16 protein-coding genes are annotated in these 15620 nt (G+C 62.3%); 8 read left to right on the plus strand and 8 right to left on the minus strand.

Annotated elements, in window-relative coordinates; genetic code table 11:
- The 6 genes from AAG801_RS31950 to AAG801_RS31975 form a co-directional block, all read left to right on the plus strand.
- Nucleotides 1-796: alkene reductase (locus tag AAG801_RS31950; protein WP_341892014.1), on the plus strand; the 796-nt coding region annotated here is incomplete at its 5' end.
- A 26-nt stretch (nucleotides 797-822) separates the two neighbouring features.
- Complete coding sequence (locus AAG801_RS31955) at nucleotides 823-1698, plus strand: branched-chain amino acid ABC transporter permease (protein ID WP_341892028.1); 876 nt, start codon at nucleotides 823-825, stop codon at nucleotides 1696-1698.
- Nucleotides 1695-2699 (plus strand): branched-chain amino acid ABC transporter permease, encoded by a 1005-nt coding sequence (locus AAG801_RS31960; protein ID WP_341892015.1) that lies wholly within the window; start codon nucleotides 1695-1697, stop codon nucleotides 2697-2699. Before AAG801_RS31955 ends, AAG801_RS31960 begins: the two co-directional genes overlap by 4 nt.
- Complete coding sequence (locus tag AAG801_RS31965) at nucleotides 2689-3441, plus strand: ABC transporter ATP-binding protein (RefSeq protein WP_341892016.1); 753 nt, start codon at nucleotides 2689-2691, stop codon at nucleotides 3439-3441. The genes AAG801_RS31960 and AAG801_RS31965 overlap by 11 nt, the downstream gene beginning before the upstream one ends.
- Before the next feature lie 10 nt (nucleotides 3442-3451).
- The gene (locus AAG801_RS31970; protein ID WP_341892017.1) at nucleotides 3452-4156 is read left to right on the plus strand and encodes an ABC transporter ATP-binding protein; all 705 of its coding nucleotides are present in this window, start codon (nucleotides 3452-3454) and stop codon (nucleotides 4154-4156) included.
- A gap of 362 nt (nucleotides 4157-4518) precedes the next feature.
- The gene (locus AAG801_RS31975) at nucleotides 4519-5466 is read left to right on the plus strand and encodes a LysR substrate-binding domain-containing protein (RefSeq protein WP_341892018.1); all 948 of its coding nucleotides are present in this window, start codon (nucleotides 4519-4521) and stop codon (nucleotides 5464-5466) included.
- Between the two features lie 119 nt (nucleotides 5467-5585).
- Here AAG801_RS31975 and AAG801_RS31980 read toward each other — a convergent pair whose 3' ends face one another.
- The 7 genes from AAG801_RS31980 to AAG801_RS32010 all read right to left on the minus strand — a co-directional run bounded on the left by AAG801_RS31980 (nucleotide 5586) and on the right by AAG801_RS32010 (nucleotide 12367).
- On the minus strand, nucleotides 5586-5741 hold the full coding sequence (locus AAG801_RS31980) for a hypothetical protein (protein WP_341892019.1): 156 nt from the start codon (nucleotides 5739-5741) through the stop codon (nucleotides 5586-5588).
- 56 nt (nucleotides 5742-5797) lie between these two features.
- Nucleotides 5798-6778: a tripartite tricarboxylate transporter substrate binding protein gene (locus AAG801_RS31985; protein WP_341892020.1), complete on the minus strand. Its 981-nt coding sequence runs from the start codon at nucleotides 6776-6778 to the stop codon at nucleotides 5798-5800.
- Nucleotides 6778-8568, minus strand: a complete 1791-nt coding sequence (locus AAG801_RS31990) for a CocE/NonD family hydrolase (RefSeq protein ID WP_341892021.1) — start codon at nucleotides 8566-8568, stop codon at nucleotides 6778-6780. Before AAG801_RS31990 ends, AAG801_RS31985 begins: the two co-directional genes overlap by 1 nt.
- 147 nt (nucleotides 8569-8715) lie before the next feature.
- Entirely contained in the window at nucleotides 8716-9891 is a 1176-nt protein-coding gene (locus AAG801_RS31995; RefSeq protein WP_341892022.1) for an FAD binding domain-containing protein, read from the minus strand.
- Between the two features lie 16 nt (nucleotides 9892-9907).
- Nucleotides 9908-10567, minus strand: coding sequence for a DsbA family protein (locus AAG801_RS32000; RefSeq protein WP_341892023.1), 660 nt, complete (start codon nucleotides 10565-10567; stop codon nucleotides 9908-9910).
- A 134-nt stretch (nucleotides 10568-10701) separates the two neighbouring features.
- Complete coding sequence (locus AAG801_RS32005) at nucleotides 10702-11685, minus strand: TIGR03571 family LLM class oxidoreductase (RefSeq protein WP_341892024.1); 984 nt, start codon at nucleotides 11683-11685, stop codon at nucleotides 10702-10704.
- Nucleotides 11686-11701: 16 nt separating this feature from the next.
- Nucleotides 11702-12367: a DsbA family oxidoreductase gene (locus tag AAG801_RS32010; RefSeq protein ID WP_341892025.1), complete on the minus strand. Its 666-nt coding sequence runs from the start codon at nucleotides 12365-12367 to the stop codon at nucleotides 11702-11704.
- A gap of 106 nt (nucleotides 12368-12473) precedes the next feature.
- Here AAG801_RS32010 and AAG801_RS32015 point away from each other — a divergent pair, with 106 nt between their 5' ends.
- Nucleotides 12474-13385: a LysR family transcriptional regulator gene (locus AAG801_RS32015; RefSeq protein ID WP_341892029.1), complete on the plus strand. Its 912-nt coding sequence runs from the start codon at nucleotides 12474-12476 to the stop codon at nucleotides 13383-13385.
- Nucleotides 13386-13967: 582 nt separating this feature from the next.
- On the opposite strand, the gene AAG801_RS32020 is transcribed toward AAG801_RS32015, so the two are convergent.
- The gene (locus AAG801_RS32020; RefSeq protein ID WP_341892026.1) at nucleotides 13968-14831 is read right to left on the minus strand and encodes an SDR family NAD(P)-dependent oxidoreductase; all 864 of its coding nucleotides are present in this window, start codon (nucleotides 14829-14831) and stop codon (nucleotides 13968-13970) included.
- 61 nt (nucleotides 14832-14892) lie between these two features.
- Here AAG801_RS32020 and AAG801_RS32025 point away from each other — a divergent pair, with 61 nt between their 5' ends.
- Complete coding sequence (locus AAG801_RS32025) at nucleotides 14893-15345, plus strand: MarR family transcriptional regulator (RefSeq protein WP_341892027.1); 453 nt, start codon at nucleotides 14893-14895, stop codon at nucleotides 15343-15345.
- Nucleotides 15346-15620 lie beyond the last annotated feature (275 nt).

Raw genomic sequence — 15620 nt, forward strand, 5'->3', positions numbered from 1 at the left:
CCGCGTCGGCGCCGACGGCTTGCTGGATGGTGAGGCGCCCCTGTCTCCCTCTGGCGTCAATGACGACCTTGATGCACTCCAGGTTTGGGGCGAACTGGCTCGAGGCCGGTACGTCCGCATTTCGGCGACACCCTCGCGTGCGATGACGACCGCCGAAATCGAAGAAGCCGTCGCGCAATATCGACGCGGTGCGGCCAATGCATGCAGGGCCGGGTTCGATGGCGTGGAGATCCACGCTGCCAACGGATATCTGCCGCATCAGTTCCTGTCGCCGATGACCAATCGACGCACCGACGCCTACGGTGGCAGCCTGGAAAACCGCCTGCGCTTCCTTCGCGAGATCGTGGAGACTGCCATCGATGAGGTGGGCGCGGCGCGAGTGGGTGTGCGTATCTCTCCTTTTGCCGCTTACAACAATACGCGCGACCCGAATCCGGTCGAGACCTATGCCGCCGTGGCGGACATGCTTGCCGAATACGGCGTCGCTTACCTGCATATCGCGGATACGAACGCCTGGGCCGGCCAACCGGACATGCCAAAGATCCTAGAGGTCGTGCGTCCGCGCTTTCGAGGCACGCTGATCGGGAACGGTGGCATCACACCGGACGCGGCGCGCGACCTCGTCGCCACGGGTGCTTTGGACATCGTGGCGTTTGGGCGCGCCTTCCTGGCCAACCCCGACTTGCCCGCGCGGATCCGTCAGGGCGGACCGTACAACGCGCCAAAGAACATCGGCTGGTACGGCGGAACCGCCGAGGGCTACACCGACTACCCAACGCTCGCGCACGCGGCCTGAGACATGTCGAAGGCACCTCCATGGAAATCACGCTCAACCTCCTCGCGCTTCAGCTCTTCACCGGGCTGGCCTTGGGCGCGGTCTATGTCCTGCTGGCCGTCGGCCTCTCGCTCATCTTCGGCATGCTCACCGTCGTAAACTTTGCGCACGGGGCCTTCTTCATGCTGGGGGCTTACATTGGCTTGCTAGCCGCCGAGAAGACCGGCAGCTTCTGGATGGCGCTGCTCATCGCACCCGTGGTGGTCGGTGCCATCGGCATGCTCGCCGAACGCTGGCTCATCCGGCCGCTGTATGGCCGCGGGATCGACTACCCCCTGCTGCTGACCTTCGGCCTCGCCTACATGCTGGTGGAAGGCGTGCGCATCGTCTGGGGCAAAGCCGGCCTGCCCTTCGACACACCCGAAGTGCTGCAGGGTGCAACGAACCTCGGGTTCGCCGATTTTCCGACCTACCGCCTGTTCGTCATCGGCGTCGTCGGTGCACTGCTCGTTGCCCTGTGGCTCGTGATCGAGCGCACCCCGTTCGGCCTGGTCGTGAGGGCCGGCGCGCGGGACGCGGTCATCGTCCGCGTGCTCGGGGTGGACGTCTCCCGCGTCTGGCTCATTGTCTTCGGTGTCGGCACCGGCATCGCCGCCCTCGCTGGCGTCCTCGCGGCACCCATGCAGGGGGTCTCGCCCGAGATGGGTACCTCGGTGCTTACCGTCGCATTCGTGGTCACCGTCGTCGGCGGCATGGGTTCGCTGATGGGCGCAGTCGTCGCCGGACTCCTAATCGGCGCGGTCGAAAGCATGGCCGTGCTGTTCTTCCCGGAGGCGGCCAAAGTCTCCATGTTCGTGATCATGGCGGCCGTGCTCCTCGTTCGTCCACAGGGTCTCTTCGGTCGCGCCGGACTGATGTCATGAAGGAACTGAGTATGAGCGTTATCACTCCCCCCGTCGCCGCCTCGTTTCGCAGCTGGCAAGAAGTCTTTCGAATGGTTGCGAAGCATCGCGTGCTGGCCACCGTCGTCTTCTTTGCCATCTTCCCCTGGCTGATGCCCTATCAGTCGCTGGCCATCAACATCCTCATATACGGCCTCTTCGCGGTCGGCTTCAATCTGCTGTTCGGCTACACCGGACTGCTGTCATTCGGTCACGCCGCATTTCTCGGCGTCGGGGCGTACACCGCCGGCATTCTCATCGCCCAGCACAACGTGCCGTGGTGGGCTGCCGTGCCGACGGCCGTCGCAGCCGGATGTCTTGTCGCGCTAGTGATGGGCCTGCTGGCCATCCGGACGCGCGGCATCTACTTCGCGATGGTGACCCTCGCCCTTTCGCAATGCGTCTACTTCCTGGTGTATCAGTTGCCGGCGTCCGGCGGAGAGAACGGCCTGCGTGGCGTCAACGTCCCGGAAGTCAGCCTTCTGGTGCTGAAGCTCGACCTTTTGAACCCGCTGCAGAAATACTACTTCGTCTTCACATTCGTCGCCGTCGCGATGTGGCTTCTCTCACGCATCCTGGCTTCGCCATTCGGTGGCGCCATCGAGGCCGTGCGTGAGAACGAAGCACGGGCGCGTGCATGCGGGTTCGACGTCGAGCGCACGAAGCTGCTGTCCTTCGTTCTTTCCGCCGGCTTCTGCGCTCTGGCCGGGGCGCTCAATGCGATCCATCTGTCCAGCGTTCCCATCGAGACGCTGGACTACGCCACCTCGGGCATGGTGGTCATGCTGTGCCTCCTGGGAGGCATGGGCACCTACTTCGGCCCTTTCGTCGGCGCGGCGCTCTTCCTGCTGATCCAGGACCTTGCCTCCAGCTGGACGGAGCATTGGCAACTCCTTGTCGGCGGCGTCTTCGTCTTTTTCGTCCTGTTCTTCCCCAAGGGGGTCTGGGGCACGTTCCTTCAAAAGGCCTCCCATGAACGCTGATGCCATCATCGAGACGCGCAACGTCAGCAAGCGCTTCGCCGGCTTCAAGGCACTCCACGACGTGAGCGTGAAGATTCGCCCGGGGATGCTCACATCCATCATCGGTCCCAACGGCGCGGGCAAAAGCACATTCTTTAACATGCTCTCGGGCGCCTTTGCGCCCAACGACGGCCAGATCATCTTCATGGGCCAGGACATCACCGGAATGCGCCCGCACGAATTTGCGCACACGGGCATTGCCAAGTCCTTCCAGATCACGAACCTGTTTCCGAACTTCACTGCGCTGGAGAACGTGCGCATCGCGCTCCAGGCCCATGTGTCGCGCTACGGCCTGTGGCGCCGGCGCTCGGCGCTTCATGGCTTGAGCGAACAGGCCGCGGCGGTGCTGAAGACGGTCGGTCTCACCGACCGAGCCCACCATCTCGCGCGGGAATTGGCGCATGGTCAGCAGCGCGCGCTCGAAATCGGGGTCGCGCTCGCCGGCCAGCCGAAGCTCCTCCTGATGGATGAGCCCACGGCAGGCATGAGCCCCGAAGAAACCAAAGTCATGATGGCGCTCATTCGCAAGCTCGTCGAAGAACGCACCGTCGTTCTTGTCGAGCACAAGATGAAGATGGTGATGGGCATCAGCGATCGCATCGTGGTTCTGCACCATGGCGAACTCATTGCCGAAGGCACCCCGGACGACATTCGCGCGAACGACTTGGTCAAGCGCGTCTATCTCGGCCAAGGCGACCACTGAGGAGCGCGGAATGCTTGAAGTCAACGATCTGAATGCCTGGTACGGCACCAGCCACATCCTTCAGGGGGTCAGCCTGGAGGTCCGTAAGGGCGAGCTTGTCTGTCTGATCGGCCGCAACGGTGCCGGCAAGACCACGACCGTCAAGAGCATCGCCGGGCTCATTCCAAAGGCGAAGGGGTCGGTGAAATTCGAAGGCGTCGAGTTGCTCGGCCGGCCGACGCACACCCGGTTTTCGAAGGGCCTGGCCTACGTTCCGGAGGAGCGACGTATCGTGCCCGGCCTCACGGTGCGAGAGAACATCCGCCTCGGTCTCCTCGCCTCGCCACTGCGCCGGCGCGAGGCGGATGTCATCGACGAGATCGCAGAAACCTTCCCGCGACTGAAGGAGCGCCTCGACCAGATGGCTATCACGATGTCGGGCGGGGAACAGCAGATGCTGGCCATTGCGCGCGCCGTGGCATCCAAGCCGAAGATGGTGCTGCTCGATGAACCCTCCGAGGGCATCATGCCGGTGCTGGTCGACGAAATGTTCGAGTACTTCGCCGCACTCAAGCGCAGCGGCGTGACCATCCTTCTCATCGAGCAAAACGTCGGCCTGGCGCTCAGGATTGCAGACCGCGCCTACATCCTCGACCAGGGCGAAATCGTCTACAGCGGCAGCGCGCAAACCATGCTGGCCGACGAAGCCATTCAGGAGCGCTACTGCGCGGTGTAGGCGCAATGCAAGACGATCAACGACCCGAAGGAAGCACATGACCCACGTATCGTCAGCCGCTGAATTTCGGTTCTCAAACGTCAGACGCGTGCCCCAGGTCCTCGATCCGAAAAGCGCGCTGGTCGCGGTGGCGCAGCGTGAAGACCTTGAAAGACGTGGAATTTGCACTCAAGGAAGGTGCGGATCTGCTGACTGTCGGCCGCTCCGCTATCCTTTCGCCCGGCCGCGGGACGCTTTCGCGCTGGGACACGTTCCGCAGCCCTCTTCGGTGACATCGCAGGAACTTGCGGCGCGTGGCGTCTCAGCCCCTTTCACCGACTACCTGCAGCCCTTTGGCCTCGTGGCTTCTTCCTGATTGCCTCATGGACCTGGTGCAACTGAAGTACTTTTGCAAGGTTGCCGAGCTCAAGAGCTTTACGCAGGCAGCCTCGGCCTTGCACGTGGCTCAACCGGCGATTACCCGACAGATTCAGCTACTCGAGGACGAGTTGGGGGTTCAGCTCCTCTTTCGCCACAGCCGCGGCGCCGAGCCGACAGAGGAAGGCATTCGACTGAAAGACGGTGCCGACTCGATCTTCCGGCTCATCAGCCAAACGCGTGCCGACGTCGTCGCCTGCAGTACCACGGCGACTGGAAATCTGCGGATCGGCTTTCCGCCGTCGATCGGCGATCTGCTCATCGGCAGCACGGTCGCCGCCTACCGCAAACTTCATCCGAATGTCAGTCTGAGCCTGCATGAAGGATACAGCCATGCGCTGCGCGACGCCCTGCTCGCGGACAAGCTCGACCTCGCCATCCTGACCGGCACGAAGCCCAATCCGCTTCTGCAGACCCAGCACCTTTGCGACGAACACCTGTGGTTTATCGAGCCGACGGATGGGGCGCCTTATCTCAAAGGCAGCACTTTCGACTTCGCCGAGATAGCGAAGCGCTCGCTCGTCCAACCCGGCATGAACAACACAGTGCGCAAGTTGCTGGAGCGCAAGGCTGCCGAATCTGGCGTGACATTGAACGTGGACGTGGAGGCGGAGGCGCTCCACGTCATCAAAGGACTCGTTCAACGCGGCGTCGGCAGCCACGTCTCGCCCTATTCAGCCGTCAGCCAGGACATTGAGAACGGACAGTTCAGCGGGGGCCCCATCGCCGGCCTTTCGGTGGCGCGGTTCCTGGCGCGGCGGATCGATCGGCCGAGCAACCTCGCGTTGCAGCGTTTTCAGGCGTTGATCGTCGAACAGTTGTCTGGCTTGGCGAGATTGGCCGGCGGTGCCATCGTCCTCGCGACGTCGCTTCGCGCGACCCGCGAGGCATGAATCCGACATGACTAATACCAGGAGTACCGCGGAGCCGGCTCCGCCGGACCGCCGGTATTACGGCCGGAAGGGGGTGTCCGACCCGCACAAAGTGGGTGAAGATGGGGGAGAGCTTCATCTCACTTCTTCTTGGCAACGCCGGTCACCGGCATGGCCGCCGGGACGGAGCGCTTGTTCTCTATCCAATGCACGGTATTGCGGTCCGCAATGAACCTGTCGCCTAGACCGTATTCCTTGGCGGCATCGCCGCGATGCAAGTCGATCTTTCCCGACAAGATATAGACGCCGGTTCAATTTCCATTGAATTCTGACCCCGCGGAAGCGCTCACAGTCAGTCGAACTTCAGCTTGTTGTCCTTCAGGGCCGCCCGAGTGAGGGCGAAGTCCTGATCGATCATGGCCTCAAATTTCTCAGGCGTGCCGCCCACAGGACTCAGGCCCAGTTGCTTCAGCTTGGCGCTCACCTCTGGACTCCTGATCGCTGCATCGAAGTCCGCGACCAGCTTCTGGGTGATCGCTAGCGGTGTCCTACGCGAGATGAAGTAGCCGTTCCATTGGGAAGCAGTGAAGCCCTTGATCCCGCGCTCTTCGAATGTCGGCACGTCCGGCGAGAACGGCGAGCGCGCGTTGCCCGTCACGGCAAGGATCTTGATCTTTCCTGTTGCAAGGTGGGGCGCGATGGCGCTATAGGGCAGGAAGGTCGATGAAACCTGTCCGTTGAGCACCTGGACGATCACATCGGCGCTACCCTTGAACGGCACGTGCGTGATGTCTGCGCTGGTCGACCGTTCCAGGCCGAGCAGAAGGAGGTGCCCTGTCGATCCGTTGCCGAACGAGCCGAAGGACTTGGCTCCCGGCTTCGACTTGGCCTCCTGAAGGAAAACTTCGAGCGAAGCGGAAATCTTCCCATCCTTGCGGCCCACGACGAAATACATCGGCGTCTCGGTTGCGGCAATGAGGGGTTGCAGCTCCTTGAAGGTGTCGAAAGGCAGTTTGTCCTTGGCGAAGGTGTTCTGGACGATCAGCGAGATGTTGGCAAGGATTGTGTGGCCGTCGGATGCGGCTCGGATCACATCGCCAGTTCCGAGCATGGAATTGGCACCCGGCTTGTTCTCGACGATGACTGGTGACTTCCAGATCTCGGAGAGCTTCATTCCTATAGTGCGCGCTATGGCGTCCGTGTTGCCACCGGCGGGATAGGGCACCACGATGCGAACCGGGCGAGAGGGAAAGCCCACCGTCGCCTGCTGCGCCATGGCTGTGGCCGTGGTCGCCAGCATCACCGCTGTTGCCAGGAAGGTGCGTCGGTCCATCATTCTTTGTCTCCAATCTCGGGAACTATGGGAAGCAGTACGTAGGAGGGCTCTGAGGGAAGAAAATGCAGCGTGACATTTCCTCCGAATACGTCAGCTGGGCGATCCGTCGGGTCGTCATGCACGAACGGTCCGCAGCCGCGCATGGGGTTCTTCATGTTCGAAAGCTCCGCCGGTGGGCCGGCATATTCGTAGTCCTTGCCGCGAACCGTGAGCGCAACGCTGTAGCCGGCAGGCACAACGACAGAAGTCGGCCAAATCTCGACGTCCAGCGACACTTGCTCCCCCGCTGCCAGCGGCAGCTTCTCGTCGTGGGTGTGATAGGGACGCCACGGAGCGCTCTTCTCCGCATCGGTCTTGCGGTGTGACGCGCGCAGCCAGCCTTGCCCCAGCGGCGTGTGGGGATCGAGCGCACCGCGGAACACGACCTCCTCTCCGCCGGGCGCGAAAACCCGTAGAACCAGAAACAGGTCGGCATCAATGGTCGAGGAGGAAACGACGAAATGCGCAGCCGACGGGCCTGTGATCTCCGTGTCCTGGAGAAATGGGGCTGACTTGAAGGTCAACCCATCCTGCAAGCTGCTGTACGCGAGGGAAGCCGTGATCGCGAGCGGCGACGAAGTCAAGGCCATGTGACTAGGGTCGAGGTACATGCGCGTCCAACGGGTCCGTGCGATCGGCCATTCGGCCTCTTGTCGCTCAACGAAGGTGCCGTCAATCCTTCTGACCTGAAGAAGCACCGGAGGTGCCTCGTCCCAGCCGTTGTCTTCGCCCTTCAAGAAATGGTCAAAGAATCGGCGTTGCAGCGCAACCCCGTAGTCCGTGTAGTAGCCTGCCCAATGGGCGCCTCCGTGGATTTCGAGCCACTTCTGCCGACTGCCTGCGCGAAGGAATCCTTCGATATTGCCTCGCGTGTGAAGTCCCTGACCTCCCCAGTTTGCCGCGGAAAGCAACGGGACTTCGATGTCCTCCAGCACGGGAGTGCGCGCCTTGTAGAACGCGTCGTCCAGTTCCCGGTTCACGAGCTCCGGCCATCGATTCACGCGAAGGCTTGCGAGCGTCTCCTCGGGAATCGTCTCCGGGCCACAAACAAGCTCACCTGTCACCGCGCTGCGGGGACCGCGCTCGCCGCGTCCATGCTGGACGCTCAGCACCTGCATCTCCTGCCAGTTCTTGTTGAACGTGCAGAGGATGCCGCCGTGCCGAGCCGATTCCCGGTATCGGTCGTTGTAACCTTCCCATACGCAGATGGCTGCCAGGCCCTTGGGCTTTCGCGCGGCCGCACGCCATTGATTGCTCGCGTAATAGGACACGCCACTGAGGCCGACCCGGCTGTTCGACCACGGCTGCCGAGATGCCCATTCGATGCTGTCAATCAGATCCTGCGTCTCTCGTTCGGAGTGAATGTCCAGGATGCCCGGGGAGCGCCCCGCGCCGCGAGAGTCGACCCGCACGCACACATACCCGTGCGGGACCCATTTTTCAGGATCGACCACCTCCCAGTTCTGATACCTGTTGGTCGAACCTCGCGCTGTGTCGGGGTGTTGCTCGACCATGATCTTCCACGCCGTGGCGTAAGCCTCCTGGAACGACAAGCCCTTGCCGTACGGTCCGTACGAAAGAAGAACCGGATAGTGGCCAGGCGCCATTGGACGAAAGACGTCGGCACGCAGGACTATTCCGTCGTTCATTTCGATCGGAACATCCCAATCGACCGTGAAAAGAGAAGTCCCGTGGCTCGCACCGGGTGAGGCGTCGTCGATGGAATGAGTTTGTTCTAGGCGATGCATGGGTCTGTCATTGGAAGATCGCGGCGGCGCAACAGCACCGATTCCGAGATGACACGGAGCTTAGAAGTCGCAGACCGATGTGAGAAATATGGATTGCTGATGCAGGCGATGCCGGTACGGCATCGAATCGGAGCAATCCTGCTTCACTCAGACAGCGTTCAGCACCACGTTGCTGCGCTCAAAACCCATGATCCGGTCGCCCATGCGCATGCCCCACTCGGTCATGCCGATGCCTTCACGCCATTGCGACGCCTGCCAATCCGACAGCGCCTCGTCGACGTCGGCGCCCAGCGGTTGCAGCGCCTTGGCCAGCGCCAGCGCATTGGCCGCAGCCTTGGCCGTGCTGCCGGCGGTATGGGGTCGGGGCACAAACGCGGCGTCGCCCAGCAGGATGGCACGTCCGAACACCATCCGCGGCACCTGCAAGTCCAGGATGGCTTGAACAAAGGGCTCCTTCGTTGCCTCGATCAGGGTCTGAAAGGTCGGCGCCAGCAGCGCCGTCGACTTCCGCATCAGATTCGCGACGTCTTCATCCTTGAGCGACCCCGGCGGCAGTGAGAACGCATGGCGGCCTCCTAGGCGGTCGGTCATCAGTGCCGAGAATTCCTCGCCGTGCGGCACTTTCAGGTACCACACCCAGTTCCAGCGCCGATGACCTTCCTGGATCGATTGATCTTCGCCTGGGACCAGGTATTCGAGCAGCAGGTGGCCGGGGCCTTGCTGAAATGCAAAGGTACCCGCCAGCACATCCGCGGCACTTGCAGGAAGTTCCTTTTCAGGAACCAAGCCGCGCCATGCGACATAGCCGGCGTAGTTGGGCGCGAGACCCGGGATGACTTGCTCACGCACCGCGGAGCGCGGGCCGTCGGCGCCGACGAGCAGGTCGCCGGTTTCCACGCGACCACTGGCGAAGTGGGCAGTGATGCGGTCGCCATGCTGTTCGAATCGAACGAAGCGCTCACCCGGATGAAAGATCTCCGCAGGCAGATGCTGCCTCATCGTGCTGTAGAGCATGTTCCACGAGGTCTGGCTCTGCGGCATGTAGCTGCGTTGGACGACGCGATCATCGCGATCCAGATAGATGCGATCGCCCGACTTGACGCCGAGCGCGCCCATGGACTGGACGCCCGCGAAGTGGAATGCGGACAGCACATCGCCCTGCAGCACGACACCGCCGCCGCGGCTGTCCAGTTCGTTCGGTGACCGCTCGAAGATCGCGACCTCCCATCCGATGGTCCGCAGCGTCGTGGCCGTGAAGAGTCCGCTGAGGGAGCCGCCGATGATGAGTGCGCGGGGCTTGTTGTTCGTGGTGCTGGTGGTCATGAATCTCTCCGAGTGATCAGGCGTTGGCCGAGGCAGGAGCCAAGAGGCTCTCAAGGACTTCGCGGAATTGCGCGGGCTTGCCGAGGAACTGACCGAGGTGAAGCAGCTGAAGCGCTCCGTCCTTTTCAAGCGCCAAAGTCGGGAAGCCGCGCCCACCTGCACGCCACAACAGCTCACGCGTTTCTTCGAAATGCGCGGGTAGCCTCGAGGTGGCCGTCTCAAAGGCAGCGAAGAAGCGCTCGTCGTCGAGGCCCAGTTCCGCGGCAAGGCGCGTCAGTTCGGCGCAGTCGGCGATGGGGCGGCCTTCGACGTAGTAGGCGGTCTGCAGGCGTTTCAGCATTTGGAGCCCCGCACCGACGAGTTCTTCCGCTGCGAGCATGGCTGCGGTCGGGGGCGCCGAATCAAGCACAACGTCATAGTTGAACTGCGTTCCGTCCCTGTACGCGTCACCGAACGCTTGTCCGCTCAGCGCGGTGATCCGTGTTTCGTGCGGCCGTACAAAATCGCGCCACTCGGCGGACATCATCTTCGCACTGTCGTGGACCAACATGCCGCCACCGTGGAGGACGATCTTCAGTTCTTCCAGTTCGGACGCGGCCGTGAGTAGCGGCGCGGCGCCGTAGCACCACCCACAGAAGGGGTCGTAGGCGTAGTGCAGGGTTGCTTGGTTTGACATGAAGAACTCCAGTTGGGTTGTGGACTGAAGTTTGAGCTTTGCAATAAGAATGAAGAATATGCTTTGATTGCAATTCGGCATTGCGCTGAACGCAAAGTTGACCGCTGAACTGCACCGGCAGTGCTGTCTTGTGCTCAAGCCGAGAGGTTTCGTACGGCTGCGCCTGGCGGCGGCGTGGCATGGAAGGAAGGCAGAACGTCTAGGCCAAGTTCGTCAACGATGTCCAGGACCGGCCGTGGGCTTCTCGCCAGATGGAGCAGCACATGGCCAACGCCCATCGCCTCCATGCGGGCAAGGTAGGCCACAAGCGCATGGCGGCCGCAACGGATACCCAGTTCGATGGGCGATGCTGGCGCGTCTGCTTCTTCGACCAGATCGAGGTGCAGCGATTGGACGAAGGGCTTGTGCCGGCCCACCGCACGCTCGGAGACCGCCAATCGCCACAACTCGATACGCCCTTGCTGCCGAACTTCGTCCCGATGGTAGGACGCCCAACCCTCGGCATTGGCAGCAATCCATTGCAAGGTCTGCCGAGCCGAGCCCACGACTAGCATCGGAATACGGCGCGTCGGCACCGTGGCCACGTCATAGCCGCCCGTCGCCTGCAGGAATGCCTTGCGTTCACTGGCTTCCGGCGAGAGCGCAGCCCTCAAGAGCGACCAGCCCGCGCGGAATGCATCGCCGCGCAAGGCGGCGTTCTGACCGAAGGCTGCAAACTCGGCTTCACGGTCACCCGAGCCGACGCCGAGGAGGAAGCGGCCGCCCGAAAGTCGGTCCAGCGACAGCGCCGACTTTGCCAGGTGCAAGGGATGCCGCAGCGGAAGAACCGCTGCGGCCGTACCCAAAGCCACCTGCTTCGTCGCTGCCGCCAGGGTCGATAGCCAGATGAATGGATCATCCAGGGCCACCGACTCAAGGTCGGTGCCCTGCGGCACCATGAGCGGAACGTCGCGCGCCCACAGTGCCGCGAACCCATGACGGTCGGCATGCTCGGCCGCACTGCGCTCGAGTTCCAGGTCCGCCATGGCGCCGGGCAGGCGCGCAAGCGGCGTCATCAGTCCGAGCGACAGCCGGTCCGCGGCCAGTGCGCGGGCGTAAGCGACGTTGAATGGCGCCATCGAGCGCTTCGAGACCTTAGACCGCCGCTTCGGCCGTCTTGTCGTTGGCCGCGCTATGAAGCACTTGAACCCACACCGAAGGCGGCTGGGCACCACTGACCGGCACATCGCCGATACGAATCGTCGGAACCGAACGCACGCCGGCCGTCTGGGCCTGCAATTCGGCTTCGGCCACTTCGCGCTCGCCGTTGCTCGTGACCAGGAAGCTGCGCACCGCTTCTGCGTCAAAGCCGGTGCGCTCGGCCAGCTTCACCAGGACGTCGACGGCCCCGATGTCCTGGCCTTCGGAAAAGTAGGCCTCGAGGATCGCTTCGAACAACGACGCCGTCTTGTCGACGGCGCCTTTGCCTTGGGCGAAAAACATCAACCGATGCGCGAGACGCGTGTTGGGCGTGATTGCCACACGGTCATAGTTGAACGCCACGCCGGCGCGCTGGCCCGCGAGGGTCACGTCCGCGTCCATTACCTGGGAGCGCGCCCAGGTGCCGAATTTGGCGCTGCGATACGCCTTCCGGTTGACGCCATTCTTGGGCATGGTGGGGTTGAGTTCATACGGGACATACCTTATGACCACCGGAGCCGACAAGTCGGCCGCCTTGAGTGCGGCCTTCAGATGCTCGTGGCCAATCCAGCACCATGGGCAGATGAAGTCGTATGTGATTTGGATCTCGATGGGGGTCATGGGAACGCCTTGCATTGAAGATGCGGGAAGATTAGGCTTTGCGCTCGAACAAGTGAATCCAGTGGCGCCGCAATCCAGCGTTGCGCCACACGCAACCGAGGCCGAGGTGGACAAATTTCTCGCGCTCCGCGCATTCGTCGACGTCGCTGAAACAGGGGGCTTCTCAAAGGCCGCCCGTCGCATGGGCGTCGCCACTTCCTCCGTGACTCGACTGATGGACGCGCTCGAGGAATCGCTGGGCAGTGCGCTGCTGACCCGCACCACACGCCAGGTCACCCTCACCGACGCAGGCGCCGCATACCTCGAGCAGGTGACGCGTGTGCTGTCCGACCTGGATGAAGCTGACGGAAGCATTGCGGACACCGGCGCCGAGGCCGTGGGTCCGCTGCGCGTCTCCATGCCGGTGACCTTCGGTCGCCTGTGCCTCGGCCCACATGTGGCCGGGTTCCTTGAAGCCCATCCGCGCGTGGCCCTCGAACTCGTGTTGTCCGACGCCTACGTGGACTTGGCCGCCGACCGCATCGATGTGGCCGTGCGAATCGGTACGCCAGCGAACCAGCCCCACCTCATCGTGAAGCAGCTCGCGGAACACCATCGGTATGTCGTCGCAAGCCATGCGTATCTGGAGCGCCGCGGCGTGCCGTCCTCGCCCGAGGCGTTGAGCCACCACGAATGCCTCCGTTTTTCCTATCAAGCGGGGCCGCAGCGTTGGTCCTTCAGCCTCCCAGACAGCATCACGCATGTCGAGGTCAACGGCCGGCTGGCAGTCAACAACTCGGACGTGCTGCGGGAATCCGTGCTCGGCGGCCTCGGTATCGCGCTGCTGCCGCAGTGGCTGGTGCACGACGATGTTCGCGCAGGCCGACTTAGGCGCCTCTTTGAGCGGTTTTCGGTGAATCCGCAGGACCAGACTGTTTGCGTTTACGCCGCATATCTGCCCAACCGTCGCCACTCACGGAGAGTGCAAGTGCTGCTGGAATTTCTTCAGCAACACGTCAATACTGCGATTCACGGCTAACCCGATGGGTGAACTGTGGGCAAGCCGAGTGCGCCCCATAGCGAGCAACGTTGACCGCTTGAATGCGTTCCGCAAGGATGCGTCGCGGGTGTGCCTACATGCGCTGCGACGGCGAGGGTAGCGTGGACGAATGCCCAGGGCCCGGTTCGGGGCATTTAGCGCTACCCCGGGGGCTTGGATGCTCCATCCAATCCGCATCATCGCTTTGCGTCATGACTCAAGGCAGGAGCCGTATGCGATGGTGCCGCACGTACGGATCGATGCGAGGGCGGAAAGCAATCTCCGTCCCCACCGCGAACGGTTGTTGGTCAACCGTGCTCAGCCCGCACCATCATTGACGACAGCAACAAGGGAGGGCTCTCAGCCTCTCGGACCGTAGTTTCCGTACCGGAGAATCCGGAGTGCTCGAGCAAGAAACACTCGGATTCTCGCCGTTCGGAATAGAAGTCGATATTTCATGGTGAGGAGCTGCCCAGAGGGCCTTTGCCCTGCTTGCTTTGATATCGAGCTGGCGAGATCGGGGCGAAGCCAAACGTGAGGGCCGTGAGGCCCTTTGGCCCTGTGCCCAAATTTCGCATCTGGTCAGGAGAACTGCTTCAGCAGCCGTTCAGTCGCCATCCATAGCCGTCGTTGCACAAGCCCACTGTCACCCGGATGGACAGGGCTGAGGCGTTGCGCGTTCCGGGAAAAGTATTCTCCTGTTGTCCCTGCAAACGCCGTAGCCGTGGCCACCCGAGCGATGATGGCCGCTCCCCGCTCCGGCGCACCCACGCGGAACATGCGCAAGATGCGTTCAAGCGTAGCTGCGAAAGGTAGCTCCCGACCTAACCCCGTCACGTTGAATCCAGGGTCTACGCTGTTTGCAGCAACGGAGGTGGAAGCCAGTGTCCTGGCTAGCTCTGCGCTAAACATGATGGCCATCAACTTCGTCTTGCCATATACGACCGATGAGCCCAGGCGGGAAAATGGCCGCGTATCCGTCAGGTCGAGTCCAATATCGAGCCCCCTTGAGCGTCTCGACGCTTCCGAACCAACGGTCACGATCCGCGATGATCCAGCCGCGATGAGCGAGGGCCGGAGGTAAGCGGTTAATAGCCAAGGTGCGAGGTAGTTCGTGGAGACCATCTCGGAAAATCCGTCCCGCGTGACCCTTTGCTCAAACGCGTGGATACCTGCATTGTTGATGAGGACGTTGACCTGCGGGTGTTCTGAGGCAATGCGAGCGCCGGCCTCCGCAACCGTTCCGAGATTTGCAAAGTCGGCCAGAACGTATTCGACTTCTGCCCCTGGCGCCTCTCGCAGCAGTTCTCTGCGTGTCGCTTCTGCCTTAGCCTTGTTGCGCGCGATAAGCACGAGTCGGACACCAGGTCGCACCAACGCCGAAGCAACAATCCTGCCCAGCCCGTTGGTTGCCCCTGTCAACACGATTGTTGAGAACTCATTCACCCCGGCTCCAATTAGTATGCAAAAATCCACTTTATCAGATTGATGGATATTTGCACACTACATGAAAGATGCAGACATACCACGGGAGCAGGCCCTTTTGGAGTTGGGAACTCAGCTCAACGTGCTGCTTTCATCTGCGCGCGCGTTCGCGACTGAGACAGCGGCCGACTTCGACCCGCCGGTCTCGGGAGCCTCGTTCCAGGTTCTCCAACGTCTCCACTCTGTCGGCGCAACTCGCGCGATGCGGGTAGCAGAAGCGCTTGCAATGGACCGAAGCGCCTTGAGCAGGCTGCTTCAACAATTGACCCAAGCCAACCTCGTCGAAGCGTACCCAGACCCCTCAGATGGCAGGGTGACCATCTACGCGCTGACGAAGGATGCCCGCAAGAAGATGGACCGTGCACTGGCGAACAAGGGAAGCCGATTTTCCGAACGGCTGAGGGGCTGGTCGAGCGCCGAGATTTCACAGCTGTCTGGACTTCTCGCGCGGCTCAATGGAGCAGGCCGCAGCTGACCGTTCTAAGCCGAAGTCTAGCGCGCGGCTTCCAGAGCCACCAAGTCGTTAAGGCGGCACGACCAGCCACACACGCTGTGCGCTGCAATTGAACGACTACGACGCCTAGGGCAAGCTGCCGTCGACGGGGTCGGCATTGTCCGCTTGTCGGGTTGGGTGGTTAGGCGCGACATCGGCCGCGGCGCAGTGGCGGCATTGCGACCGCATCGCTTACCGCCAGCCGGGGTGACCGGCAGGGGGTGCTGCTGTGCCCGAGTGCACGCTTAAAAGCCTTC

Source organism: Variovorax sp. YR752, assembly GCF_943372545.1.

Excerpts from the sequence above, each read along its gene's own strand:
- AAG801_RS31985 (WP_341892020.1), bottom strand. The coding sequence starts at position 6,778 with ATGGACCGACGCACCTTCCTGGCAACAGCGGTGATGCTGGCGACCACG.
- AAG801_RS31970 (WP_341892017.1), top strand. The coding sequence starts at position 3,452 with ATGCTTGAAGTCAACGATCTGAATGCCTGGTACGGCACCAGCCACATC.
- AAG801_RS31990 (WP_341892021.1), bottom strand. The coding sequence starts at position 8,568 with ATGCATCGCCTAGAACAAACTCATTCCATCGACGACGCCTCACCCGGT.
- AAG801_RS32005 (WP_341892024.1), bottom strand. The coding sequence starts at position 11,685 with ATGGCGCCATTCAACGTCGCTTACGCCCGCGCACTGGCCGCGGACCGG.
- AAG801_RS31995 (WP_341892022.1), bottom strand. The coding sequence starts at position 9,891 with ATGACCACCAGCACCACGAACAACAAGCCCCGCGCACTCATCATCGGC.
- AAG801_RS32010 (WP_341892025.1), bottom strand. The coding sequence starts at position 12,367 with ATGACCCCCATCGAGATCCAAATCACATACGACTTCATCTGCCCATGG.
- AAG801_RS32025 (WP_341892027.1), top strand. The coding sequence starts at position 14,893 with ATGAAAGATGCAGACATACCACGGGAGCAGGCCCTTTTGGAGTTGGGA.
- AAG801_RS31960 (WP_341892015.1), top strand. The coding sequence starts at position 1,695 with ATGAAGGAACTGAGTATGAGCGTTATCACTCCCCCCGTCGCCGCCTCG.
- AAG801_RS32000 (WP_341892023.1), bottom strand. The coding sequence starts at position 10,567 with ATGTCAAACCAAGCAACCCTGCACTACGCCTACGACCCCTTCTGTGGG.
- AAG801_RS31965 (WP_341892016.1), top strand. The coding sequence starts at position 2,689 with ATGAACGCTGATGCCATCATCGAGACGCGCAACGTCAGCAAGCGCTTC.
- AAG801_RS31975 (WP_341892018.1), top strand. The coding sequence starts at position 4,519 with ATGGACCTGGTGCAACTGAAGTACTTTTGCAAGGTTGCCGAGCTCAAG.